Here is a 23,345-nt window from a genome sequence, read left to right as displayed (position 1 = left end):
AAGCACCCGAACGGTCGTGCAGGAGGCGGTTTACGGGCCGGTGCGGGAGGCAACCCATGGGGCCACCGTCCCACCGCTCGCTCAGGAGAAGTCCATGACCGAAGTCGCCGACTATGTGCTGCAACGCCTGACCGAGTGGGGTGTCCAGCGCGTGTACGGATACCCGGGCGATGGCATCAACGGATTGCTGGGTGCTTTCGACCGGGCCAAGGGGGAGCCGGAGTTCATCCAGGTCAGGCACGAGGAGATGGCCGCTTTCATGGCGTGCGCGCACGCCAAGTTCACCGGTGAGGTGGGCTGCTGCACGGCCACGTCCGGCCCTGGAGCCATCCATCTGCTCAACGGCCTGTATGACGCCAAGCTGGACCACCAGCCGGTGGTCGCCGTGGTGGGCCAGCAGAAGCGGCTCAGCCTCGGCGCCCACTATCAGCAGGAGGTGGATCTGGAGCGGCTGTTCGCGGACGTGTCCGAGTTCTGCCAGATGATCGTGCATCCGGCGCAGGCCCGGCATGTCATCGACCGGGCGTTCAAGACCGCGCTCACCACCCGCGGTGTGGCCACGATCATCATCCCGAACGACGTGCAGGAGGAGGACGCCCAGCCCTCGCCGCCGAAGAAGCACGGCTCGGTGTTCTCCAGCGTCGGCTGGAGCCGCCCGCGCGTGCTCCCGGACCCGGACGAGGTACGCAGGGCCGCCGACATCCTCAACGAGGGCAGCAAGGTCGCCATGCTCGTCGGGCAGGGCGCGGCCCGCGCCGAGGCCGAGGTCGTCGAGGTGGCCGAACTGCTCGGCGCCGGTGTGGCCAAGGCTCTGCTCGGCCGCGAGGTGCTGCCCGACGACCTGCCGTTCGTCACCGGCCCCATCGGCCTGCTGGGCAGCAAGGCCAGTGACAACATGATCCGCGGCTGCGACACCCTGCTGATGATCGGCAGCAGCTTCCCGTACTCCGAGTGGCTGCCCGACGAGGGGCAGGCGCGTGGGGTCGAGATCGACATCGACGGGAGCATGATCGGCATCCGCTACCCGATGGAAGCGCATCTTGTGGGGGACGCCAAAGAGACTCTGAAGGCGCTCATTCCGCTGCTGAGGCGCAAGGAGGACCGCTCGTGGCGGGAGAAGATCGAGAAGGACGTCGTCGAGTGGAACGACCTGTGTGAGCGGTGGGCCGCCCAGCACTTCGGCAACACCATCAACCCGCAGGCCGTCGCCTCGGAACTCTCGTTCCGGCTGCCGGACGACGCGATCCTGACCGCCGACTCCGGCTCGGGCACCAACTGGTGGGCCCGCAACATCAAGCTCCGCCAGGGCATGCGCGCTTCGCTGTCCGGCACGCTGGCCACCATGGGGCCGGGCACGCCGTACGCCATCGCCGCGCGGTTCGCCTACCCGGACCGGCCCGTCATCGCGTTCGTGGGCGACGGAGCGTTCCAGATGAACGGTATGAACGAGATGATCACGGTCAAGCGCTACCTGGACCGGCTGGCCGGATCCCCGCCGTTCGTCTTCTGCGTGTTCAACAACCAGGACCTCAACCAGGTCACCTGGGAGCAGCGGGCCATGGCCGGTGATCCGAAGTACCCCGGCTCGCAGGACATCCCCGACATCCCGTACGCCGCCTACGCTCAGCTGATCGGCCTCAAGGGCATCGTGTGCGACGACCCGAAGAAGATCGGTGCCGCCTGGGACGAGGCCCTGACCTCCGAGGTGCCCGTCGTGCTCGAGTTCAAGGTCGATGCCGAGATCGCGCCGATCCCGCCGCACATCATGACCGAGCAGGGCAAGAAGGCCGCCAAGGCGGCTCTGCACGATCCGGAGAAGGCGGGCATCACCGCCAAGGGCGTACGCCAGAAGATCACTGAGTACGCCGAGCACCTGCCCGGCCGGGGGAGCTCATGACCGACGAGCGCAGGAAGCGCGGCGTGACCGAGGTCGTCGTGGTGACCGGGGCGAGCGGCGGGGTCGGCCGTGCCACGGCCCGGGCCTTCGCCGCGCGCGGCGCGTCCGTCGCGCTGCTGGCCCGCGGCGAGCAGGGGCTGGAAGGCGCCGCCCGTGATGTGCGGGAGGCGGGCGGCCGCGCGTTGCCTCTGGTCGTGGACGTCTCCGACGCGGAGGCCGTCGACGCGGCGGCGGAGCGGGTGGAGAGGGAACTGGGCCCGATCGACGTGTGGGTGAACGCGGCCTTCTCGACCGTGTTCGCGCCGGTGCCGGAGATCAGGCCGGAGGAGTTCCGGCGGGCCACCGAGGTGACGTACTTCGGCTTCGTGTACGGCACCCAGGCGGCCCTGCGCCGCATGGTGCCGCGCGACCGCGGCACCATCGTGCAGGTCGGCTCGGCACTGGCCTACCGCGGCGTGCCGCTCCAGGCCGTCTACTGCGGTGCCAAGCACGCGATCCAGGGGTTCACCGAGTCGCTGCGCTGCGAACTGCTGCACGACCGCAGCGGGGTGCGCGTCACGATGGTGCAGTTGCCGGGTCTGAACACGCCGCAGTTCGGCTGGGTGCTGTCGCGCCTGTCCCGGCATCCGCAGCCGGTGCCCCCGGTCTACCAGCCGGAAGTCGCCGCCCAGGGCATCCTGTATGCCGCCGACCATCCGCAGCGGCGCGAGCACTGGGTCGGCGGTTCCACCGTCGCCACGCTGCTCGGGCAGCGCTTCGCCGCCGGGCTGCTGGACCGGTACCTGGCCCGCACGGCGTACGACTCCCAGCAGACCGGTGATCCCGTCGACCCCTCGCGCCCGGTCAACCTCTGGGAACCCGCCGACGGTGCGGCCGGCCGGGACTACGGGGCGCACGGCGTCTTCGACCAGCAGGCGCACGAACGCAGCGTCCAGCTGTGGCTCTCACGGCACCGCCGGCCGCTCGCCATGGGCGCGGCCCTGGCCGGCGCCGCCGGTACGGCGGTCGCCGCCGGCCTGCGGCAGCACCCTCACAACGGCAGGGTGGACGCCTCGTTGAGGCGGACCGCGCACTCCAGCAGCAGGGCGTGGACGAACGCCTGGGGCAGGTTGCCGCGCAGTTGGCGCTGACGCACGTCGTACTCCTCGGCGAACAGCCCGGGCGGTCCGCAGGCCGCCCGGGTCCGTTCGAACCAGCGGAAGGCGCCGACGCGGTCGCCCAGGTGGTGCGTGGCCAGTGCCATGTGGAATCCGCACAGCAGGAAGGCGCCCTCGGCCTCGCCGAGCGGGACCCCGCCGTGAACGAAGCGGTACAGGTATCCGTCCTGCGCCAGCTGATCCTCGATGCGGGCACGGGTGAGCGCTGCACTGGGGTCGTCCGTGTCCGTGCACCCTCGCGCCAGGGGCACCAGCAGGGCGGCTTCGGGGCCGTCGTCGTCGGCGGCCCGCCGCCAGTACCCGTCCGGGTGCAGACAGCGTCGACGGGTCTCCGCCAGGACAGTGTCGGCGATCTCGGCACAGCGCCGGCCGTCCTTGCCGGGCAGGGCGTCCGCGATGCGGCGCAGTCCGCACACCACGCTGAGCCGAGAGTGGGTCCACCACCGGTTCTCCAGCTCCCACAGCCCGGCATCGGGCTCCGGCCAGCGGCGTTCGATCGCGTCGACGGCGACCCGCACCGCGGCCTCCGCATCTGTGGTGAGCCGGTCGTGACGGGCGGCGGCCGCGAACAGCTGGAGCACCTCGCCGAAGGTGTCGAGCTGGAACTGCGTGGCCGCCTCGTTCCCGATCCGGTCGCTGCCGCCCGGATAGCCGGGCAACGGCAACGAGCGCTCCTTGGGCATCGGCTCTCCGGTGACCGTGTAGGCAGGCCGTACCGCGTCGCCGTCGGCGAGGATGCGGTCGGCCGTGAACCGTACGGCGGAGTCGAGGAGTTCGTGCGGCCCGTGCGAGGCGACCGCGAGGCCCGCGTAGCAGGTGTCCCGTAGCCAGGCGAAACGGTAGTCGTAGCTGCGGCCGGTGTTGGCCCGCTCCGGCAGGGACGTGGTGGCGGCGGCGACCATGCCGCCCGCGCCGCTTGTCAGCCCCCGCAGTACGGCGTACGCGTGCCGGGCGTCGCGCGGGGCGGCGAGGGCGGAGCAGTCCGGCACGGCGCGTCGCCACTCCCGCTCGGTGGCTCGCCACAACTCCTCGGGCACGAGCCGATGCTGGTCGGGGTCGGTGGACAGTTCCAGCACGATGTCGTGTTCCTCGCCCTTGCCCAGCCGGAACTCGCCGCGCAGGCCGGTCTCGGGATCCCATGACGCGCGGCGCGCACCGAGCAGCCGCATCCGCAGCCCTTCGCCCGCGGCCGTCCACACGTCTACCTCCAGGCGAGGATCACGCATCCTGTGCGCACCGAACCCCGGGCGCGGGTCCAGCTCCAGCCGCAGCAGTGCCTCACCGCGTACGACATGCATCCGGCGCAGCAGGATGAGACGGTCGGGGGACGCGGGCATAGCCAGTGCGTCACGGCACTCGATCACGGAGTCCGCGCTCACCCATCGGTTGACCCGGATCAGGGTGCCGTCCTCGTAGGCGCCGCCCCACACGTGCCAACGGTCCGCGGGCTCAACCGTGAAGTGCCCGTCGCCTCCGATCAGTGCCGAGAACACCGCGTCGCTGTGCCAGCGCGGCGCGCAGAGCCAGACGATCCTGCCCTCCGGATCCACCACCGCCCCGCGCTCACCGTCGGCGAGGACGGCGTACTCCCGCAGCACCCAGGGAGGACAGGCGGCGTCCGGCGCGGCCGTCGGCATGTCGGCTCCTTCTTTCATGGAACTGGGGCTTTCCCGGCTGAGCCGACCGGAAACCGTTGGTGTCCGCCGGTCGCATCAGGGGCGACCCGCGGAGTCGTCCCGACCGGTGCCTCCGCCCGTGGTCGTGCCGCGGGCCCGCAGGCCCCCTCTCGCTGCCCGGTTCCGGCGGGAGACGATGCGCCTCCGCGGGCCGACGGGAGACCACGCTGCCGAGGAGGAGCGTGAACAGCAACTCGGCGGCGAGCAGCGGCTGGACGAGCGAGAGGCTGCCCACGCCCAGCGCGGCCGCATGCAAACGGTAGACAGGGCGAGCAGCCCGGCACCCACCAGCCAGTGGGGCCGCCGCAGCACGTGCCCGAGCCATCGCGCGGCTTGCCGCAGACCCTTACCGCCTTTCGGTTCATCCGGCGCGGCACGCCGCTGCAGCACGGAGGCCGAGGCGTTGGACAACGCCGCCAGCAGCGCCAGGACGACGGTGAGCACGCCCTGCCTCCGCTCATCCGAACACGGCGGCAAGCCGCCGGTACAAGGCCGGTGCCGTGCCGCGCACCCGGACGGGCAGACGCAGCCAGCCAGGAACGTAGATCTCGTCCCGCCCCCGGGAAACCGCGGTCCAGACGGCGTCCGCCACCCGCTCGGGCGGCACCGGCCTGGGCCGCGACCGCCGATACGGGGCGCCGCGCCGCTCGAAGAACGGCCTCGACCGCGCGCTGCGCCCCGGCCGAGCGCGGATCATGGAGTCGCAGCACCCCCAGACGGCGATCGCCATCCCGCCCTCGGTGGTCCCTGGCGGCACGCTGGGACGGTACCGCTACGACACCCTAGCGCGGGCGGACGTCGTGGACGAGGACTTGATCCGCTGGGTGATGGCCTACCGGACCTGGCGCGGCGACGAACTGATCCGGGAAGAGACCGCTGGGTTCGACTGCCATGTCATCTCCGACGAGATGCTGGCCGCCGAGTTGTCGGCGGTGGTGCTCGAACGACACCCGGCCGCGCCCGAAGGCATCCAGGCATGGCGGCGCCCGCAGGCCGTGTGAGCCTCTTCCCCAGGGTCTCGTGCGTCAGCCCTCCACCTGTCCCCGCACGCGGCGGGAGGGAGTGAAGCCGTACAGGTCGAGGATGCCGGGCGGGTCGGCGAGGCCGGGGCCGCCCTGCTCGATCGAGGCGGTGATGTCGGCGGTGGCATCGGTGTCGTTGACCAGGCCGAGCCACACGGGCCGCCCGCCCGCCGCGCGGCCGGCGGACGAGGGCTGCACGACGACGACGTTGGCGTGCTCGCAGGCGTCCAGGCAGTCGGTGACGCGGACGGTCGCGGTGCCGTCGAGGGCCCGGCGCAGGCCGCGCAGCTGAGCCGCGTGGTCGAAGCCGGGGATCTTCGGCGTGCCGCAGCAGCACCCCCGGCACACGGTGACCGTGCACCGCGCCGCCCCCGCCGACGGGGCGGAGGCGGCAGCGGCAGTACGGCGGGAGCGCTTGCTCACGCGGTGTCCTTCCCGGGGTTGGTCCAGGCGGCCTCGCGCAGCAGGCGCAGGCCGTTGAGGCCGACGATGACGGTGGAGCCCTCGTGCCCGGCGACGCCGAGCGGCAGCGGCAGCGTACCGATCAGGTCCCAGGCGACCAGTACGGTGATGAACGCCCCGGCGATGGCGAGGTTCTGGATCACCAGGCGCCGGGCGGTGCGGGACAGCCGTACGACGGTGGGGATGGTCGCGAGTTCGTCGCGGACCACGACGGCGTCGGCGGTCTCCAGGGCGAGGTCGGAGCCGACCTTGCCCATGGCGATGCCGGTGTGCGCGGCGGCCAGGGCCGGCGCGTCGTTCACGCCGTCGCCGACGACCAGAACCTTCCGGCCTTCCTGCTCCCACGTGCGGACAGCGGCAACTTTCTCCTCCGGCAGCAGCCCGGCGCGGACATCGGTGATGCCGACCTCGGAGGCCAGGTGCCGTGCGGCGCGTTCGTTGTCGCCGGTCAGCAGGGTGGGGGCGCGGCCGGTCAGGGCGGTGAGCGCGGCGACGGTCGCGGCGGCATCGGGCCGGAGCCGGTCGGAGATACCGAGCACCCCGGCCGGTGCCCCGTTGATCAGGACCACCACGGCCGTACGCCCGGCGTCCTCCAGCCCTTGGACGACGGCATGGGCCCGGCTCGCGTCGGCGGGCAGGAGCCGGTCCGGGGAGCCGACCTGGACGGTGCGGTCCTCGACGGTGGCCGTGACGCCGTGGCCCGGCACGGAGGTGAAGCCGTCCGCGTCGGCAAGGGTCAGTTGGCGTTCGCGGGCGGCGTCGACGACGGCGCGGGCCAGCGGGTGCTCGCTGGGGTGCTCGGCGGCGGCCGCCACGGCCAGCAATTCGTCCTCGGTCAGGCCGCTGCCGGTCAGCGGGCGGATGTCGGTGACGCGGGGCGTGCCCTCGGTGAGGGTGCCGGTCTTGTCCAGGGCGACGGTGTCGATCTGGCCGAGGCGTTCCATGGCGACGGCGGACTTGGCGAGCACGCCGTGGCGTCCGGCGTTGGCGATGGCCGACAGCAGCGGCGGCATCGTGGACAGCACCACCGCGCACGGCGACGCCACGATCATGAAGGTCATCGCGCGCAGCAGCGCCGACTGCAACTCGTCGCCGAAGAGCAGCGGCACGGCGAAGACAGCCAGGGTGGCGGCGACCATCCCGACCGAGTAGCGCTGCTCGATCTTCTCGATGAACAGCTGGGTCGGCGCCTTGGTCTCGGAGGCTTCCTCGACCATCTTCACGATCCGGGCGATCACCGAGTCCGACGGATCCCGCTCCACCCGCACCCGCAGGGCACCGGTGCCGTTCACCGTGCCGGCGAACACCTCGTCGCCCGCCTCCTTGGCCACCGGCAGCGGCTCGCCGGTGATGGTGGCCTGGTCCACCTCGCTCTGACCGGCCACGACCCGGCCGTCCGCCCCGACCCGCTCACCGGGCCGGACCAGGATCACGTCCCCGACCGCCAGCTGTTCGGCCGGCACGCTCTCCTCGCTGCCGTCGGGCAGCAGCCGGGTCGCGGTGGAGGGGGCCAGGTCGAGCAGGCCGCGCACCGAGTCCGCGGTCCGGGCGGTCGCCACCGCCTCCAGGGCGCCGGAGGTGGCGAAGATGACGATCAGCAGCGCGCCGTCCAGGACCTGGCCGATGGCGGCGGCACCCAGCGCCGCGACCACCATCAGCAGATCCACGTCCAGGGTCTTGTCCTTCAGGGCCTTCAGGCCCTCCCAGCCCGGCTCCCAGCCGCCGGTGACGTAGACGGCGGCATACAGCGGCCCCCACAGCCACACCGGGGCGCCGAGCAGGTCCAGCGGCAGCGCGATCAGGAACAGGACCAGGGCCGCGAGCGCCCAGCGGGCCTCGGGCAGCGCCAGGATCCGGGTGCGCCGGCGCGGTGGCGCACCGGCGGTGCGGTGCCCCGGCGGCGCGGGGGCGGTCAGCGTGGAAGTCATCAGACGGGTGCCTTCGATGGGGACGGGGTTTCCGACCCCTCCACCGTACAGGAACATCTGAACAGCTATTCATGCATTCATTCCCGTACGATGGCCCCATGGGCCACGGACAGAAACCCCCCGCGAGCGACTACGCCGCCCCGCGCACCCGGCTGACGCCGGAGAACGCGCCAAAGGTCGCCGAGACCCTCCAGGCCCTCGCCACCCCCTCCAGGCTGCTGATCCTGGCCCGGCTGCGCGAAGGCCCCTGCGCGGCCACCGAACTCGCCGACGCCGTCGGCATGGAACAGTCCGCCTGCTCCCACCAACTGCGCGTGCTGCGCAACCTCGGCCTGGTCACCGGCACCCGCCGGGGCCGCTCCGTCGTCTACGCCCTGCACGACAACCACGTCGCCGGACTGCTCGACCAGGCCCTGTATCACATCGAGCACCTGCACCTGGGCCTCACCGACCAGCCCGAGAAAGAGCCCATGCCGGTCGCGATCCCATGAAAGGCGCCCGGGAAGGGGAGCAAGCGGGAGCGCCTGGGTGAAGGCAGGTGCGGCCGTCAGGCTGGTGGGGAGAGAGCGACAGGGGCCAGGCTTCAGGGCTCACGGAGCCTGACGGTCGCAGTGAGCACGGTGGTCAGGGACGAATGAAGCGGTGGTTCCCGGCTTCGCTGACCCGGGGACCAGCGCTATATGCGCGGGACCAGCGCTATATGCGCCGGGTCTCGGTCAGGCGGGGGTGACGTTTTCGGCTTGGGGCCCCTTGGGGCCCTGCGTCACGTCGAATTGGACCCTCTGGCCCTCGTTGAGTTCGCGGTAGCCGGTACTGGCGATGGCCGAGTAGTGGACAAACACGTCGGGGCCGCCGCCGTCCTGGGCAATGAAGCCGAAACCCTTCTCCGCGTTGAACCACTTCACAATGCCCGTAGCCATTTCGATCTCCTTCATGGGTACAACGCGAGTCCGCCGCTGTGCCGTTGTGCTTTCGCCGCCCGACTTCCCAGGGCTGCGGAGGTTAAACATGGTCATCCGCCAGGTGTCTTCACATCTCGGCGAAGATGCAATGCTCAATCATTGGGTTTGAATTCTCTGCCGGGTTCGGCTCTCGGCACGAAATTCCCTCAGTCAATTCCTTGGTGATTTAGCTATTTCGAACAACCCGGTGGTCCGGGATGGCCTAAATGGCTTGGCGCAGGGCATCGATGTGCCGCCATCACCGTTGGTCGCATCCTCGATCGTCGCGAGCCTGCGCACGACACCTGCGTTCGTGCAGGTCGGTGCCTTGATCCGGAGTGGCCCCGGCAGGATTCGAACCTGCGCACATGGCTCCGGAGCTTATCGGGTGGACGACGGAGCCCTCTGGGAGTGAGCAGAAGCTCCGATGGGCGGGCGGTAGCCGGGTCAGCCGTCGTGGCTGAGGTCGCCCGGGTCCGCCTGTGTGGCCAGGATGTCGGTGCTCGCGCCTCTTTGGTGTTGTTGCTCCTCGCGGGCGAGGGCCGCGATGCTGCCTCCGTCGAGCAGGGTGCGACGGCGGCTGTCGGAGAGGCGGTGGCGGACCGGATAGGTCTCGTCCTTGGTGGTGTTGCGCAGCCGCAGGCGGGGCTCGGCGCCGGGGGCCAGGGCCGTGTGGAGGTGCTCCAGCCGTAGCCGGTCGCCGACGTCGAAACGGTCGTAGTCTGCCGGGTCGTCGAACTCCAGCGGCAGCACCCCGAAGTTGGCCAGGTTCTGCCAGTGGATGCGGGCGTAGGACTTGGCGACCACCGCGCGCAGCCCCAGGTGCCGTGGTGTGATGGCGGCGTGCTCGCGGGAGGATCCCTGGCCGTAGTTCTCCCCGCCGACGACGAAGTGCCGGCCCGGCCCGCCCTCGGTGGCCAGTTCGGCGGCGCGCCGCGGGTAGTCCGGGTCGATCCGGGTGAAGGTGAACTCGGCGAGCCTGGGGATGTTGGAGCGGTACGGCAGCGCCTTCGCCCCGGCCGGGGAGATCTCGTCGGTGGACACGTTGTCGCCGCACTTGAGCAGGACCGGGCCATCCAGTACGTCGGGCAGCGGGTCGAAGTCGGGCAGGCCGGAGACGTTGGGTCCGCGTTCCAGCTCGATGCGTGCGGCCTGCTCGGGCGGCAGCGGAGGTTCGAACATCGCACGATTGACCGTCGAGTGTGCGGGCAGGCGCAGCCGCGGATACGGCACGCCCTCCTCGGCCGCCCACGCGCGGGGGTCGGTGATCTCGCCGGTGAGGGCGGAGACGGCGGCCGTCTCCGGTGAGCACAGCCAGACGGCGTCCTGTTCGGTGCCGGAGCGGCCGGGGAAGTTGCGCGGGAAGGTGCGCAGGCTGCCCAGGCCGGGGGCGGGGGCCTGGCCCATGCCGATGCAGCCGAGGCAGCCGGCCTGGTGAATCCGGGCTCCGGCGGCGATCAGGTCGAAGGTGGAACCCATCTTGGTGAGGTCGGCGAGGATCTCGCGGGAGGTGGGGTTGATGTCGAAGCTGACGGCGGGGTGGGTCTGACGGCCGGCGACGATGGCGGCAGCGATGGCGAAGTCGCGCAGCCCGGGGTTGGCGGAGGAGCCGATGACGGCTTGCCCGATGGGTTCGCCCGTGACCTCGCGCACCGGTACGACGTTGCCGGGCGAGGTGGGGCGCGCGATCAGCGGTTCGAGCGCGGACAGGTCGATCTCGTCGGTGAGGTCGTAGACGGCATCCGGCTCGGCGGTCAGCTCGCGGAAGTCGGCCTCGCGGCCCTCGGTCCGCAGGAAGTCCCGTACGGCGGTGTCGGCGGGGAAGACGGACGTGGTCGCGCCCAGTTCGGCGCCCATGTTGGCGATGACGTGCCGGTCCATGGCGGTCAGTCCCGCCAGGCCCGGGCCGTGGTACTCCAGGATCCGGTTGACGGCCCCCTTGACGCCGTGCCGTCGCAGCAGTTCCAGGACCACGTCCTTGGCGCTCACCCACTCCGGCAGCCGGCCGGTCAGCCGGATGCCCCAGATCTCCGGCATGGTCACGTACAGGGGCCGTCCGGTCATCGCGAGTGCCACCTCCAGGCCCCCGGTGCCCAGGCCGAGCATGCCGAGCGACCCGGCGGCACAGGTGTGCGAGTCGGATCCGGCCAGCGTCCTGCCCGGAATGCCGAAGTACTGCATGTGGGTGGGGTGGGAGACGCCGTTGCCGGGCTTGGAGTACCAGATGCCGAAGCGCCGGCACGCGGAGCGCAGGAAGGCGTGGTCCTCGGCGTTGCGCTCGTCCGCCTGGAGCAGATTGTGGTCGACGTACTGGACGCTGACCTGAGTACGGACTCGGTCCAGACCGAGGGCCTCCAGTTCCTGCATCACCAGGGTGCCGGTGGCGTCCTGGGTGAGCGTCTGGTCAATCTGCAAACCGATCTCGTGGCCTGGCTGCATCCGCCCGTCGACGAGATGGTCGGCGATGAGCCGGTGTGCCAGCGTGCCGTGGGAGAGGGTCACAACGCCCAGGCTGCGCGCTCCCCTCGGGTGCGGCAAGCCGACGCACGTCTGCTGGTCAGTCGCGCCGGCGGGCGATCCGCCGCCCCGTCCGGGCGACGCCGAACCACATGGACGCCCGCGACGGCTGCCTGGCCTGTGGGCACGACGGCGACCGGACACCTCGCATGGTGCAGTACGGCGTGCACGACCGTCCCGAGATGCAACCCGAGCCTGCCCTCCACCGGGTGGCGTGGAAGCACCACCAGTCCGGCCCGAGCCGATGCCTCCACCAGGGCAGCGGCGGGCGAGTCGACGGTCAGCTCCGTGTCCACGTGCACCTTGGGGTACGGGTACTCGACGACCGGCCGGGCCGACGCCTGTCGGGCCAGGGTGCCTCCTCCCGCTCGCCCGGTGATTGGCAGGAGGCACCCTGGTTACCCGGCGAGCAGGGGAAGCCTCACAGATCCTGGTGGGAGGTGAGGGGGAATGCGCCATGAGGAGTTCACCGGTCAGGTGCAGTCGCGGGCGCGACTGGACAGTCGTGGCGCCGCGGAAAGGGCGACCCGTGCAACGCTGGAGACGCTGGCCGAACGCATCCCGGCCGGGCTGGCGGAGAAACTCGCCGCCCAGCTGCCGCACGAGATCGCGGAGCATCTGCGGCGCATCGAGAAAGCGCCGGACGTTCCGGCCACCGGGGTGCACATGAGCGCACACGAGTTCTTCGAGCGGGTTGCCCAGCGGGAGGAGAAGAACTTCCCCAAGGCGGTCCACCACGCTCGCTCGGTGATCGAAGTGGTGGCAGAGGCCGTGCAGGGCAGCGTGACCGCAAAGGTCCGCGACTGTCTGGACCATGAGCTGGCCACCAGCCTCTTCGCCGGCAGTACCGGTAGCGCGCCATCCCACCGACCTGGCGTCCGCCACCAGCCGCCGCAGCGGAAGGAGGAGTCACGCAAGACGGCGCTCAAACTGGAAAGTTCCGCCTTCGAGGATCATCACCGTCTTCCGCCTCGGTACACCGAGGACGCCGGGAACGTCTCACCGCCGCTGGCCTGGTCCGGTGTGCCGGACGAGGCGACGGAACTGGTGCTGCTGTGCGAGGACGTCGACGTGCCGTCGGGCAGCTTCGTCCACTGGACGGTGGTCGGCATCAACCCCCACAGCCGGGGCATGGAGGCGGGCCAGACTCCGCCGGGCGGCACGGCACTCGTCAACGGCTTCGGTCGGCGCGGCTGGAGCGGGCCCAACCCGCCGCCCGGGGAGCAGCCGCACCGCTACGTCTTCCATCTCTACGCCCTGGCAGAGCCGTGCGTCCTGCCTGACCTCCCCAGCGCCGAGGAGGTCCACGAGGCCGTGGAGCGGCGCGAACTGGCCGACAGCACGCTCGTGGGCCTGTACCAGCACTGACACGAACACCACGGCAAGCGGCGAGGCGTGCGGTATCGGGCGGGCATGTCCCGGCGGAAGGGGCCTCGATATCAACCGCGTCGTGCACGTGGACCAGGGCAAGGAGCACATCTCGTGAGGCTGCACTTCCTCGGCTCCCTGTATGCCAGGCCAGGCCCGTACGCCTCCGTCTATGTGGACACCTCCCGGGACATCGACGACCCGGACAGGGCGATCGAGCTGCGCAGGCGCCACGCCCGCGCGGACCTGATTGATCTCGGCGCCGACCCGGCCACCGCTGACGCATCCGCCGATGCCGTCGGGACCGACGCCGACCTGCCCGGACGCCACGGCCAGGCCCTGTTCGCCACCCATGGCGAAGTGGTCCTCACCGAGGAGCTGCCCCAGCCTCCCCCCGTGGACAAGACCAGATACGCCCTGCTTCCCGACGCCATGCCACTGGCGCTGCAGCATGCCCCCGACATCCCGTACGCCGCCGCCGTCCTCACACGCGTCGGATCAGAGGACAGCGACACCGCCCCCGAAGGCGTGCAAGTGGAGATGCAAACCGGGCGTTGGCCGAGCAGCACGGTCGCCCCACGTGCCCTGACCTCCCTGCGTGTCCCGATCCACGGCTGGCACCGGGAGGCCGAGCGGCTCGCCGACGAGCTGGCCCACCTCATCGACCTCGGCCACGCCGACACTCTCGTGGTATGCGGCGACGTTTGGGCCCGAGGCGTCCTGGTCAACCGCCTGCCCGCCCCCCTGCGCCACCGGGTGACCACCGTCCCTGGCAACGGACGGGACGTCGAGAGCGGCCGGGCCCTGCTCGAGCCCCAACTCGCCGCCCTCTTCGGCGGCCGCCTCTCCGCCCATGACCGCGACAGGCTGGAGCGCTTCGCCGCCCAGCGCGCCCGCCACCCGGACAACGAGGGCCTGCCCGCCACCATCGCAGCCCTGCAACGTGGGCGGGCCGAAGCCCTCGTGGTCAACTGCCCCATCGAGCAGTGGCCTCGCATCTGGCTGGGTACCGATCCCGACCAGATCGCCCTGTCCGTCGCGGACCTGCAAACCTTGGGCGTCACCGGCTACGAGAAACAGTCGGCCGACGCCGCCCTGCTGTATGCCGCCGTGACCACTGGTGCCGAACTGATCGTCGTTCCCCGCGAGGAGATGCCCCTGGAGGACGGGATCGGCGTGCTCCTGCGCTCCTGACTGCACTGAACGCACCGGACTGACGCGAGTGAGTGCCAGAGACCTGCCACGCGGCCGATCTCATCAACCGGGAACGGGCGAGGTTCGGCCCCACACGAGGAGGGCGCCGACGCCCACCAGGATCCTCAGGGCTGGGTGCGTCGCGTCCGGGAGCACAATGGGAAGAGGCGGGTGAAAGTATGGATGGCAACCCCCTGGCGGCGGAGAACGCAGCGGCTGCCGTGGACGCGCGGGGCGTCGTAGCGGCGTGGAGCCGGGGTGCCCGACTGCTTCTCGGGTATGAGCCGGGTGAGGTGATCGGGCGTCCGGCGTTGGATCTTCTTGCCGCCCGCCTTCCGGAGTCGGCCTGGCGGACCCTCTCACAGCAGGAGGCGTGGACCGGGCGGGTCGTCCTGCGTGATCGGGACGGCCATCGGGTGGAGGCCGATGTGCGGGCCTTCCCGTTGGTGTGCGGCGATGACCACGTCGTGTGGTTCATTCATGCCGCACGGCAGGAGACCGACGGCGCGGATTTGGCCCTGCAGCGCCGTTTGCTGCTGTATCACCGGCCCGCGCAGCCGGCGGTGGAGACAGCGATGCGCTACCTACCGGCCGATCCGCAGGCCGGAGTGGGCGGCGACTGGTTCGATGTCATCCCTCTGTCCGGCGCCCGTGTGGCTCTGGTCGTCGGTGATGTCGTCGGCCACGGCATCAACGCCTCCGCGACCATGGGCCAACTGCGCAGCGCAATGCGCACCCTGGCCGATGTCGATCTTCCCCCCGATGAACTCCTGACCCAGCTCGACGATCTCATTCTCGAAGAGATCGAAGAGGGCATCGAGTCCTCGGGGGAGGTCGGCGCGACATGCCTGTACGCGGTCTACGACCCGGTGTCCCGCCACTGCACCCTGGCCAGCGCCGGCCACCCCGCCCCGGCCGCCGTCATGCCGGACGGCTCCGTGGACTTCATCCCCGTGCTCCCAGGCCCCCCTCTGGGGGTGGGCGGCCTCCCCTTCGAGGCCACCGACGTCCGCCTGCCCGAAGGCAGTCTGCTCGTGCTGTACACGGACGGACTGGTCGAGGCCCACGACCGCGACATCGACGCCGGAATGCAGGAACTCCTGCACGTCCTCGCCGGCCCCGGCCCGTCGCTGGAAACCACCTGCGACAGCCTCATCACGGCCCTCCTGCCCGACCGGCCGGACGACGACGCCGCCCTGCTCGTGGCCCGTACCCACGCCCTGGGTCCCTCGCACGTGGCCACCTGGGACCTGCCCGCGGCGCCGGTCATCGTCGCCGACGCGCGCCGACGGGCCGCCGACCAGCTCACCACCTGGGGTCTGCAAGAGGCAGTCCCGACCACGGAGCTGATCGTCAGCGAGCTGGTCACCAACGCCATCCGGCACGCCCAAGCCCCCATCCAGCTGCGGCTCATCCGCAACACCGCCCTGATCTGCGAGGTCTCCGACGCCAGCAGTACCGCGCCGCACCTGCGCCGGGCCCGTGCCCTGGACGAGGGCGGCCGTGGCCTGTTCCTGGTCGGCCAGCTCGCCGAACGCTGGGGCACTCGTCACACGGCGACCGGCAAGACCATCTGGGCGGAGCAGCCCCGGCCACTTCAGCGTCCCCGTCGCCAGCACGTGCCCGAAGGGAGATCACGCACGGCAGATCACGTCCTGGGGCCACGCAACGACCAGCGTGAATCTCCGGCATGGCCGGCAGACGGATTCCGCCCGGGGATCACAGCCGCGGGCTGACGGCTATGTTGATCGAGATGGTGTCACGTGTGAGCGTGGCGTCGGCCTGTGACGGCCGGGGTGGCCAGGAATTCAAGCCGATTCGGCGAGGCGCGCCTCGCCGAATCGGGTACGCGGCAGGGGCCCGGTCATCGGCACGTGAACCTGTTGGGTTCCCACAGTCAGCGGCAGCCCCCGAAGGCCCGCGCCACCAGAGACCGTCGGGGCAGGACAGGCGGCGGGAAGATCTCGCACTCCCCGGACCGGAAGTGCGGATTTCCCAGGTCAGCGCACCCTTCCTCGTGGCTTCAACGGCAGCTGCGGCAGTTCCGGTGCGGACAGCGGGTCCCCGTCGTAGCCCTGCACCTGGCCGAAACGGTCCCCCTTCATCCAGTCCTCGCGCGCCTGGACGATCTCTTCCTGAGACCGGCCGACGAAGTTCCACCACATGATCAGCTCCTCCGCGAACGGCTCGCCGCCGAGCAGCATCACACCGGCGTCCGACTCGGCGCGCAGCGGCAGTTCGCCGCGGCCGCAGCCGAGGTAGAGCATCGAACCCGGCAGCACGGGCACGCCGTCGACGTGCACCTCGCCGGACATCGACAGCACCCCGTACTCGAAGTCGGGCACGAGCGGCAGCCGGACGTCCGCGCCGCGAGCGAGCGCGAGATCGGCGCCCACGAGGGGGGTGTACGTCGTCCCGGGCGACGTCGCGCCGTCCAGGTCACCGAGGATCACGGTCGCGGTGAGACCGGGCGCCCTGACCGTGGGCAGCTCGGCGTGGTGCTCGAACCTGGGCTCGGTGTGGCGGTGGGCGTCCGGCAGCGCGACCCACAGCTGCGCGCCGTGCAGGAACCGGGCGTGCGACGTGGGGCTTTCCTCCGAGTGGCTGATCGCGCGGCCCGACGTCATCAGCCCGAGCTCTTTCGGCCCGATGGTCTGCAGGCTGCCCGTCGAGTCGCGGTGCAGCACCTCGCCCTCGTGCAGCCAGCTGACCGTCTGCAGCCCCATGTGCGGATGCGGCGGCACCTGCATACCGGGCTCGTCGGCGATGTCGTCGGGGCCGTAGTGATCGACGAAGGCCCATGCGCCGATCATGCGCCGGCCGAGGTTCGGCAGCAGCCTGCGCACCTCGGTCGACTCGCCGAGCTTTACGTGCCGAGGACTCAGCAGCTCGCGGACAGGTTCGGCGACGACGAATCCGCGGCCGCCGCACACGCTCGGTACGGGCGCGCGGTCAAGGTTGCTCATGCGGCACAACCTAGCCGGGCGCGGACGGCGACGCAGCTGTCTCCCGCGTCGTCAACGCCGTTGACTTCAGGCCTCCCGCCCGAGCCCCCGATCAACGACAAGTCCTAGGGTGGGGGACATGGGCGGCGGTGTTGTGACGCTGTTCCTGTGCGGGGACGTGATGCTCGGGCGCGGCGTCGACCAGATCCTCGCGCACTCCGGCGATTCGGAGCTGCGCGAGGGGTACGTCACGGACGCGCGCGACTATGTGGCACTGGCGGAGGCGGTCAGCGGGCCGATACCCGCTCCGGTCGAACCGGCGTGGCCGTGGGGCGAGGCGCTGCGGGTGCTCGACGAGGCCGCGCCGGACGTCCGGATCGTGAACCTGGAGACGGCGGTCACGAGCTGCGGCGCTTTCGCGCCCGGCAAGGAAGTGCACTACCGCATGCACCCGGCCAACCTGCCCGCCCTGACCGTCGCCCGCCCCGACGTGTGCGTCCTGGCCAACAACCACGTCCTGGACTTCGGCCGCCCCGGCCTGGCGGAGACCCTGGACGCGCTCGGCGGCGCGGGCCTGCGGACGGCGGGCGCGGGACGCGACGCCGCCGAGGCGTACGCGCCCGCCGTCGTCCCCGTGCGCGCAGGAGCTCGCGTCCTGGTGTTCGCCCTCGGTACGCGGTCCAGCGGCATCCCGTCAGACTGGGCGGCGACCGAGGACGGTCAGTCCGGCATCGCGTACGCCCCCGGGCCCTCGCCCGGCACCGCCGAAGCCACCGTCCAGCGCGTACGACGGGTCAAGCGGGCCGGTGACCTCGCGGTCGTCTCCGTGCACTGGGGCTCGAACTGGGGCTACCTCGTCCCCCGCGACCAGGTCCGCTTCGCCCACGCCCTGGTGGACGGCGGCGTCGACCTCGTCCACGGCCACTCCTCGCACCACCCCCGCCCCCTGGAGGTCTACCGGGACCGGCTGATCCTCTACGGCTGCGGCGACTTCGTCGACGACTACGAGGGCATCCCCGGCTACGAGGAGTACCGCGACGACCTCCGCCTCGCCTACCTCGCGACGCTGGAGGCGGACACCGGGCGGCTGACCGGCCTGCGCATGGTGCCGCTGCAGGCTCGGCGGATGCGGCTGGAGCCCGCGCCGGAACGGGACCGTGTGTGGCTGTGCACCACACTCGACCGGATCAGCGCGGGCGTACACCTGGATCTGGCACCCGACGGGACGCTCGCGCTGCGCCACGCCGCGGAGACCGGCCGATGAACCGCCGACTGCGGCTGACCCTGCTCGGCGTCGGCGCGATGAACTCGCCACGGTTCGCCCCCGCGGGCCTGCTGCTGAGCTGCGCCGGGCACCGCGTCGCCTTCGACGGCGGCCCCGGCGCCGAACCGCCGCCCGGCCGCCTCGACGGCTGGCTGGTCACCGACGAGCACGCGGAACTCCGTTCGGCGCTGCGCCGCAGCGCGACGGCGCGGGGCGTGCGGCCGCGCGCCGGTGACCTGGAGGTCCACGTCGCGGAGACAGCCGTGTGCGTGCGGTGCCGCCCCGTGGCGCACACCTCGCACCCCGCGTACGGCTACCGCATCGAGGCGGGCGGTGCGGTGGCGGTGTGGGCGCCGGAGTTCTGGGAGTTCCCGCCCTGGGCTGCGGGGGCGGATCTGATGTTCGCCGAGGCCGCCGCCTGGAACCGGCCGATACGGTTCCGCGGGGGCGTCGGCGGCCATCTGCCGGTGCTCGCCGTGGCCGAGCAGGCCGAGCGGCAGGGAGTACGGCGGCTGGTGTACGCCCATATCGGCCGGCCGACCCTGCGGGCGATCGACGCCGGGGCGCGGCCGCCGGTAGGCGAGTGGGGCGTGGAGGGCCGCACGTACACGCTCCCGTTCACGTGAGTTCTGGCCCCGCTGCGGTTACTCGGGTGACATGGCTGACATCGAGATCAGAAGTAGCGCATTCAACGACCACTCCTTCATCGCGCGCCACTATGCGTACGAAGGGGACAACGAGTCTCCTCCGCTGGCGTGGAGCGGCGTACCCGACGACGCCACCGAGCTGGTGCTGCTGTGCGAGGACCCCGACGCGCCGTCGGGCACGTTCGTGCACTGGATCGTGGTCGGCATCGATCCCCGTACCGAGGGTGTCGAGGCGGGGCAGGTCCCGTCCGGCGGCACGGAACTCGTCAACGGCTACCGCGAGCGGGGCTGGGGCGGCCCGCATCCCCCGCCGGGAGACGAGGCCCACCGCTATTTCTTCCGGCTCTACGCCCTGTCGGAACCGTGCGTGCTCCCCGACTCGCCGAACGCCGCGCAGGTGCACGAGGCGGTCGAGAAGCGGGAACTCGCCGACGGCACGCTGGTGGGCCTGTACCAGCGATGAAACCGGGGCCCGCCCGACCCCGGGCGGGCTCTTTCGGGCCGGTGGTCACAGGCGGCTGTGCTCACTGGAGACGCTCCCGGTGTCGCGCGTGGCGTCCTCGCCCCGGTCGCCCAACAGGCGCTGGGGAACGGCCGGTTCGGGCAGCGTGCGGAACAGCAGCCAGCTCAGGGCGGGCATCAGGATGAGGGGCATCAGCGCCGTGCGCAGCGAGGTGGCGTCGGCGATGGTGCCGATGACGGGGCTGGCGAGGCCACCGACGCTGACCGTCAGGCCGAGCGTGATCCCGCCGGCGGTGCCGACGCGCGTGGGCAGATAGTCCTGGGCGAGCGTGACCTGGAGCGAGAAGGGGGCGTACAGGCCGATCGAGGTCAGCGCCACGAACAGGTAGAGCGCCGGGCCGGGCACGAACACCACACCGGCGACGGCGGCCACCGTCATCAGGTACGACATGCTCACCACCGTGACCCGGTCCCAGCGGTGGGCCAGATTGCTGCCGACGACCGTGCCGACGGCGCCGCCGAGGTAGAGCACGAACAGCGCGGCCGTCCCCGCCGCCGTACCGCCGCCCGTCTGCTCCCGGGCGTGGAAGGCGATGAAGGTGCTCAGCCCGACGAAGGCGACCGACCGGCACACCACCGCCAGCGACAGCCGCACGAACGAGACCCAGTCGTCCCGCCCCTCGGTGGCACCCTGTCCACCCTTGGCGCGCGGCGCCTTCTCCAGGGCCCGCAGTACCGGCAGGGTGAGCACGCTGCCGACCAGCGCGGGCAGGATCAGCAGCGGGGACCACCGCAGCCCGCCGTTGGCGATCACGACGGTGACCAGGAGCGGAGCCAGCGCAAAGCCGACGTTGCCGCCCAGCGAGAACCACCCCATGGAACTGTGGCTCCCCTTGCTTGCGACCCGTGCGACCCGCGCCGACCTCGGGTGGTACGCGGCGACCCCGATGCCGGACAGCGCCACGAACAGCAGCGTGAGCCCGTACGAGCCGCCGATGCCGCTCAGCGCCACGCCGAGCCCGCCGAACACCGTGCTCACCGGCAGCAGCCAGGGGACGGGGTGCCGGTCGGTGAGCGCGCCGAAGAAGGGCTGCGCCACGGATGACAGCAGGCTCGCGGCGAGCACGATGCCCGAGGCCGCGGCGTAGGTGTAGGCACGCTCGGCGACGAAGAACGGGACCAGGGCCGCCACGGCGCCCTGGTAGACGTCCACACAGGCATGTCCGACCGACAGCAGGGCGATCGACTTGTTCCTTGGCATGGCGCCATGGTCGTCCGTGGCCGCCCTGTCGCACTTCCGATAATCTGCCAATCGATGAGGGATATCCGCCATGAGCCGGTGGCTCCGACCAGCACCCGATGGCTGGCCCCCGGCAGCGGCATCGACGCCCACCGGCACGACGACCACCAGATCGTCTACGCGGGCCGGGGCGTGCTCGCCGTCACCACCGACGCCGGCTCGTGGGTCGCCCCGGCCACCCGGGCCATCTGGGTGCCGGCCGGCACCGTGCACTCCCACCAGGCGTACGGGGAACTCGACCTGCACCTGGTCGGCCTCCCCGTGGCCACCAACCCCCTCGGCCTCGACAAGCCCACCGTGCTGAGCGTCAGCCCGCTGCTGCGCGAGCTGATCCTCGCCTGTACCCGCGACCCGGCGGACGACAGCCCCGAACACCGGCGCCTGCGTGCCGTCCTGTGCGACCAGCTGCGGGCCTCACCGCAGCAGCCGCTGCACGTGCCCACGCCGACCGCGCCGCAACTCAGGGCGCTGTGCGACATCCTGCTCGCCGACCCGGCCGACAACCGCACGCTCGCGGCCCTGGGCAGACAGGTCGGCGCCAGCGACCGCACACTGTCCCGCCTGTTCAGGGCCGAACTCGGTATGACGTTCCCGCAGTGGCGCACCCAACTGCGGCTCTCCCACGCCCTGGTACTGCTCGCCGAGGACACGCCGGTGACCGTGGTGGCCCACCGCTGCGGCTGGTCCTCGGCGAGCGCGTTCATCGATGTCTTCCGCCGCGCCTTCGGCCACACCCCGGGACGCGCCGCGGGCACGGCGCGGACGCCGGGCCAGAACGGGTAGGCGTGGGGCGCGCGTCAGCCGATGTGTGCCGACCGTGCCGGCAACGGCTTTGGGCGCTGACTTAGACTGTGAGTCCAGTACATGGATCGACAGTCCAGGAGGTGTCGGATGGCCGAGCAGGACCTGGAGGCGCAGCGCGACGCGATCATCGCAGCGCTCACGCCGGTCGTCGACGGTATCGCCGCGACCTTCGGGCCGGTGTGCGAGGTGGTGCTGCACGACTACCGGCGGCCGGAGAAGTCGGTGGTCGCCGTCGCCGGTTCGGTGACCGGGCGGGCGGTGGGCGGCGCGATGAGCGAGATCGGCATGCGTGTGCTCGCCCGCGGTGACGAGGCCGGTGACGAGCTGAACTACCTCACCCGGACCCGGAACGGGCAACTGGTCAAGTCGTCCACGATGGTGCTGCGCGACTCCACGGGCGCGGTGTTCGGCGCCCTGTGCGTCAACGTGGACGCCGGAGCCGTCCAGCAGGCCCACGCCCTGCTCGGCGCGCTCGCCGGGGCCGGCGACGCGGGCCAGGTGCCCGTCACCACGTTCGGCAACGACATCGACTCGGTCGTCGACGCCATGCTCGACGCCCACCAGGTGCGGCAGCACCAGAGCTGGGCCGGGCTCGACCGCGCCGAGCGCCTCGAACTCTTCCGCAGCCTCGACGGCCACGGCGTCTTCGCGGTGCGCCGCGCCGTCGAGCAGGTCGCCGCCCGCCTCGGCATCTCCCGCGCGTCGGCCTACAGCTACCTCTCCCAGGCCCGTGCCACGACCGACCCCGCTTCCGAAGGAGCCCGCCCGTGACGACCACCACCCCGCCCGTCACCCTCGACGACGTCCGGGACGCCGCCGCGCGGATCAAGGGCGTCGCCCATCGCACGCCCGTCCTGCGCTCACGCACCCTCGACGCCCTGGTCGGTGCCGAGGTCCTCCTCAAGTGCGAGAACTTCCAGCGCGCCGGCGCCTTCAAGTTCCGCGGCGCCTACAACACCGCCTCCCGGCTCACGCCCGAGCAGCTGGCCCGGGGCGTCGCCGCCTATTCCTCCGGCAACCACGCCCAGGCCGTCGCCCTCGCGGCCCGCGAACTGGGCACCACCGCGTTGATCGTCATGCCCGAGGACGCCCCGGCCTCGAAGCGGGACGCCACCGCGGGATACGGCGCCGAGATCGTCACGTACGACCGCTACACCGGCGACCGGGCCGCCATCGCCGAGGCCCTGGCCGCGGAGCGCGGCCTCACCGTCATCCCGCCGTACGAGCACCCGCATGTGATCGCCGGGCAGGGCACCGCGGCACTCGAACTCCTCGAAGAGGTGGGGGAGTTGGATGCCCTGATCGCGCCGGTCGGCGGCGGCGGACTGGTGGCCGGAAGCGCGACGGTCGCCAAGGGGCTGAATCCCGGCATCCGGGTCATCGGCGTCGAGCCGGAGGCCGGCGACGACACCAAGCGGTCGCTGGAGGCGGGCCGGCGCATCAGCATCCCGGTGCCGCGCACCATCGCCGACGGGCAGGCGCTGCCCACACCCGGCGAACTGACCTTCTCCTTGAACCGGCGACTCCTCGACGGCATCGCGCTGGTCGGTGACGACGAGATCCGGGCCGCGATGCGGTTCGCCTTCGAACGGCTCAAGTTCGTCGTCGAGCCCAGCGGCGCCACCCCGCTGGCCGCCCTGCTCTCCGGCCGCGTGGAGCGCCTCCCGCGCCGCGTCGGCGTGATCATCTCCGGCGGCAACATCGACGCCGACCGCTTCGCGCGGCTGTGCGCGGGCGGCGACTGAGGGAGGGGGCTGGCGG

General features: G+C 71.6%; 19 protein-coding genes and 4 pseudogenes. 13 read left to right on the top strand and 10 right to left on the bottom strand.

The features are described 5' to 3' along the window. Nucleotides 1-94 precede the first annotated feature (94 nt). Nucleotides 95-1,897, top strand: a complete 1,803-nt coding sequence (locus HJD23_RS02805; RefSeq protein ID WP_171114802.1) for a thiamine pyrophosphate-requiring protein — start codon at nt 95-97, stop codon at nt 1,895-1,897. Continuing rightward, nucleotides 1,894-3,027, top strand: a complete 1,134-nt coding sequence (locus HJD23_RS02800) for an SDR family oxidoreductase (RefSeq protein WP_171114804.1) — start codon at nt 1,894-1,896, stop codon at nt 3,025-3,027. Before HJD23_RS02805 ends, HJD23_RS02800 begins: the two co-directional genes overlap by 4 nt. On the opposite strand, the gene HJD23_RS02795 is transcribed toward HJD23_RS02800, so the two are convergent. The 3 genes and pseudogenes from HJD23_RS02795 to HJD23_RS02790 form a co-directional block, all read right to left on the bottom strand. Further along, a complete protein-coding gene (locus tag HJD23_RS02795; RefSeq protein ID WP_171114806.1) occupies nt 2,928-4,709 on the bottom strand; it encodes a glycoside hydrolase family 15 protein in 1,782 nt (593 codons plus the stop codon). The two genes, HJD23_RS02800 and HJD23_RS02795, sit on opposite strands and share 100 nt — an antisense overlap. 169 nt (nt 4,710-4,878) lie before the next feature. Beyond that, a pseudogene (locus tag HJD23_RS43360) lies at nt 4,879-5,174 on the bottom strand (hypothetical protein); the annotation flags it as partial. 13 nt (nt 5,175-5,187) lie between these two features. Further along, nucleotides 5,188-5,388, bottom strand: a pseudogene (locus HJD23_RS02790) (short-chain dehydrogenase); the annotation flags it as partial. A 37-nt stretch (nt 5,389-5,425) separates the two neighbouring features. On the opposite strand from HJD23_RS02790, the gene HJD23_RS02785 reads away from it, so the two are divergent. After that, a complete protein-coding gene (locus HJD23_RS02785) occupies nt 5,426-5,731 on the top strand; it encodes a hypothetical protein (protein ID WP_171114808.1) in 306 nt (101 codons plus the stop codon). Nucleotides 5,732-5,755: 24 nt separating this feature from the next. On the opposite strand, the gene HJD23_RS02780 is transcribed toward HJD23_RS02785, so the two are convergent. Together HJD23_RS02780 and HJD23_RS02775 are read right to left on the bottom strand one after the other, a co-directional pair. Next, the gene (locus HJD23_RS02780) at nt 5,756-6,175 is read right to left on the bottom strand and encodes a (2Fe-2S) ferredoxin domain-containing protein (RefSeq protein ID WP_171114810.1); all 420 of its coding nucleotides are present in this window, start codon (nt 6,173-6,175) and stop codon (nt 5,756-5,758) included. Beyond that, nucleotides 6,172-8,142 carry a heavy metal translocating P-type ATPase gene (locus HJD23_RS02775; RefSeq protein ID WP_171114812.1) on the bottom strand — a complete coding sequence of 657 codons (1,971 nt, stop codon included), beginning with the start codon at nt 8,140-8,142 and terminating at the stop codon, nt 6,172-6,174. The genes HJD23_RS02780 and HJD23_RS02775 overlap by 4 nt, the downstream gene beginning before the upstream one ends. A gap of 98 nt (nt 8,143-8,240) precedes the next feature. On the opposite strand from HJD23_RS02775, the gene HJD23_RS02770 reads away from it, so the two are divergent. Continuing rightward, nucleotides 8,241-8,633, top strand: a complete 393-nt coding sequence (locus HJD23_RS02770; RefSeq protein ID WP_171114814.1) for a metalloregulator ArsR/SmtB family transcription factor — start codon at nt 8,241-8,243, stop codon at nt 8,631-8,633. A 225-nt stretch (nt 8,634-8,858) separates the two neighbouring features. On the opposite strand, the gene HJD23_RS02765 is transcribed toward HJD23_RS02770, so the two are convergent. From HJD23_RS02765 to HJD23_RS43355, 3 genes and pseudogenes are all read right to left on the bottom strand, one after another. Further along, nucleotides 8,859-9,062 carry a cold-shock protein gene (locus HJD23_RS02765; RefSeq protein WP_141307768.1) on the bottom strand — a complete coding sequence of 68 codons (204 nt, stop codon included), beginning with the start codon at nt 9,060-9,062 and terminating at the stop codon, nt 8,859-8,861. 468 nt (nt 9,063-9,530) lie between these two features. After that, entirely contained in the window at nt 9,531-11,585 is a 2,055-nt protein-coding gene (locus tag HJD23_RS02760) for an aconitate hydratase (RefSeq protein WP_240980611.1), read from the bottom strand. Nucleotides 11,586-11,719: 134 nt separating this feature from the next. After that, nucleotides 11,720-11,941 (bottom strand): annotated as a pseudogene (locus HJD23_RS43355) (universal stress protein); the annotation flags it as partial. 109 nt (nt 11,942-12,050) lie between these two features. Here HJD23_RS43355 and HJD23_RS44915 point away from each other — a divergent pair. The 3 genes and pseudogenes from HJD23_RS44915 to HJD23_RS02740 all read left to right on the top strand — a co-directional run. After that, nucleotides 12,051-12,968, top strand: a complete 918-nt coding sequence (locus HJD23_RS44915) for a YbhB/YbcL family Raf kinase inhibitor-like protein (RefSeq protein WP_332110780.1) — start codon at nt 12,051-12,053, stop codon at nt 12,966-12,968. Nucleotides 12,969-13,082: 114 nt separating this feature from the next. Then, entirely contained in the window at nt 13,083-14,162 is a 1,080-nt protein-coding gene (locus HJD23_RS02745; protein ID WP_171114815.1) for a hypothetical protein, read from the top strand. Between the two features lie 179 nt (nt 14,163-14,341). Then, nucleotides 14,342-15,748: pseudogene (locus HJD23_RS02740) on the top strand (SpoIIE family protein phosphatase); the annotation flags it as partial. 414 nt (nt 15,749-16,162) lie between these two features. On the opposite strand, the gene HJD23_RS02735 reads toward HJD23_RS02740, so the two are convergent. Continuing rightward, the gene (locus HJD23_RS02735) at nt 16,163-17,128 is read right to left on the bottom strand and encodes a pirin family protein (RefSeq protein WP_171114820.1); all 966 of its coding nucleotides are present in this window, start codon (nt 17,126-17,128) and stop codon (nt 16,163-16,165) included. Nucleotides 17,129-17,246: 118 nt separating this feature from the next. On the opposite strand from HJD23_RS02735, the gene HJD23_RS02730 reads away from it, so the two are divergent. The 3 genes from HJD23_RS02730 to HJD23_RS02720 are packed head-to-tail and all read left to right on the top strand — an operon-like array spanning nt 17,247 to nt 19,481. Next, nucleotides 17,247-18,371 (top strand): CapA family protein, encoded by a 1,125-nt coding sequence (locus HJD23_RS02730; protein WP_171114822.1) that lies wholly within the window; start codon nt 17,247-17,249, stop codon nt 18,369-18,371. Next, on the top strand, nt 18,368-18,997 hold the full coding sequence (locus tag HJD23_RS02725) for an MBL fold metallo-hydrolase (RefSeq protein WP_171114824.1): 630 nt from the start codon (nt 18,368-18,370) through the stop codon (nt 18,995-18,997). Before HJD23_RS02730 ends, HJD23_RS02725 begins: the two co-directional genes overlap by 4 nt. Before the next feature lie 31 nt (nt 18,998-19,028). After that, nucleotides 19,029-19,481 (top strand): YbhB/YbcL family Raf kinase inhibitor-like protein, encoded by a 453-nt coding sequence (locus HJD23_RS02720; RefSeq protein WP_171114826.1) that lies wholly within the window; start codon nt 19,029-19,031, stop codon nt 19,479-19,481. Between the two features lie 45 nt (nt 19,482-19,526). On the opposite strand, the gene HJD23_RS02715 is transcribed toward HJD23_RS02720, so the two are convergent. Continuing rightward, the gene (locus tag HJD23_RS02715; protein ID WP_171114828.1) at nt 19,527-20,741 is read right to left on the bottom strand and encodes an MFS transporter; all 1,215 of its coding nucleotides are present in this window, start codon (nt 20,739-20,741) and stop codon (nt 19,527-19,529) included. Between the two features lie 54 nt (nt 20,742-20,795). Between HJD23_RS02715 and HJD23_RS02710 the strand changes: the two genes are divergently transcribed. From HJD23_RS02710 to HJD23_RS02700, 3 genes are all read left to right on the top strand, one after another. Then, a complete protein-coding gene (locus HJD23_RS02710) occupies nt 20,796-21,563 on the top strand; it encodes a helix-turn-helix transcriptional regulator (RefSeq protein WP_171114830.1) in 768 nt (255 codons plus the stop codon). 108 nt (nt 21,564-21,671) lie between these two features. Beyond that, the gene (locus tag HJD23_RS02705; RefSeq protein ID WP_171114832.1) at nt 21,672-22,355 is read left to right on the top strand and encodes a transcriptional regulator; all 684 of its coding nucleotides are present in this window, start codon (nt 21,672-21,674) and stop codon (nt 22,353-22,355) included. Beyond that, nucleotides 22,352-23,329 carry a pyridoxal-phosphate dependent enzyme gene (locus HJD23_RS02700; RefSeq protein WP_171114834.1) on the top strand — a complete coding sequence of 326 codons (978 nt, stop codon included), beginning with the start codon at nt 22,352-22,354 and terminating at the stop codon, nt 23,327-23,329. The genes HJD23_RS02705 and HJD23_RS02700 overlap by 4 nt, the downstream gene beginning before the upstream one ends. The last annotated feature ends 16 nt before the right edge of the window (nt 23,330-23,345 follow it).

This window comes from Streptomyces sp. Z423-1, from assembly GCF_013009255.1.
Lineage (GTDB): Bacteria > Actinomycetota > Actinomycetes > Streptomycetales > Streptomycetaceae > Streptomyces > Streptomyces gossypiisoli.
Note: the sequence above shows the minus strand (reverse complement) of the source record. Positions and strands in the feature narration are given on the sequence as shown.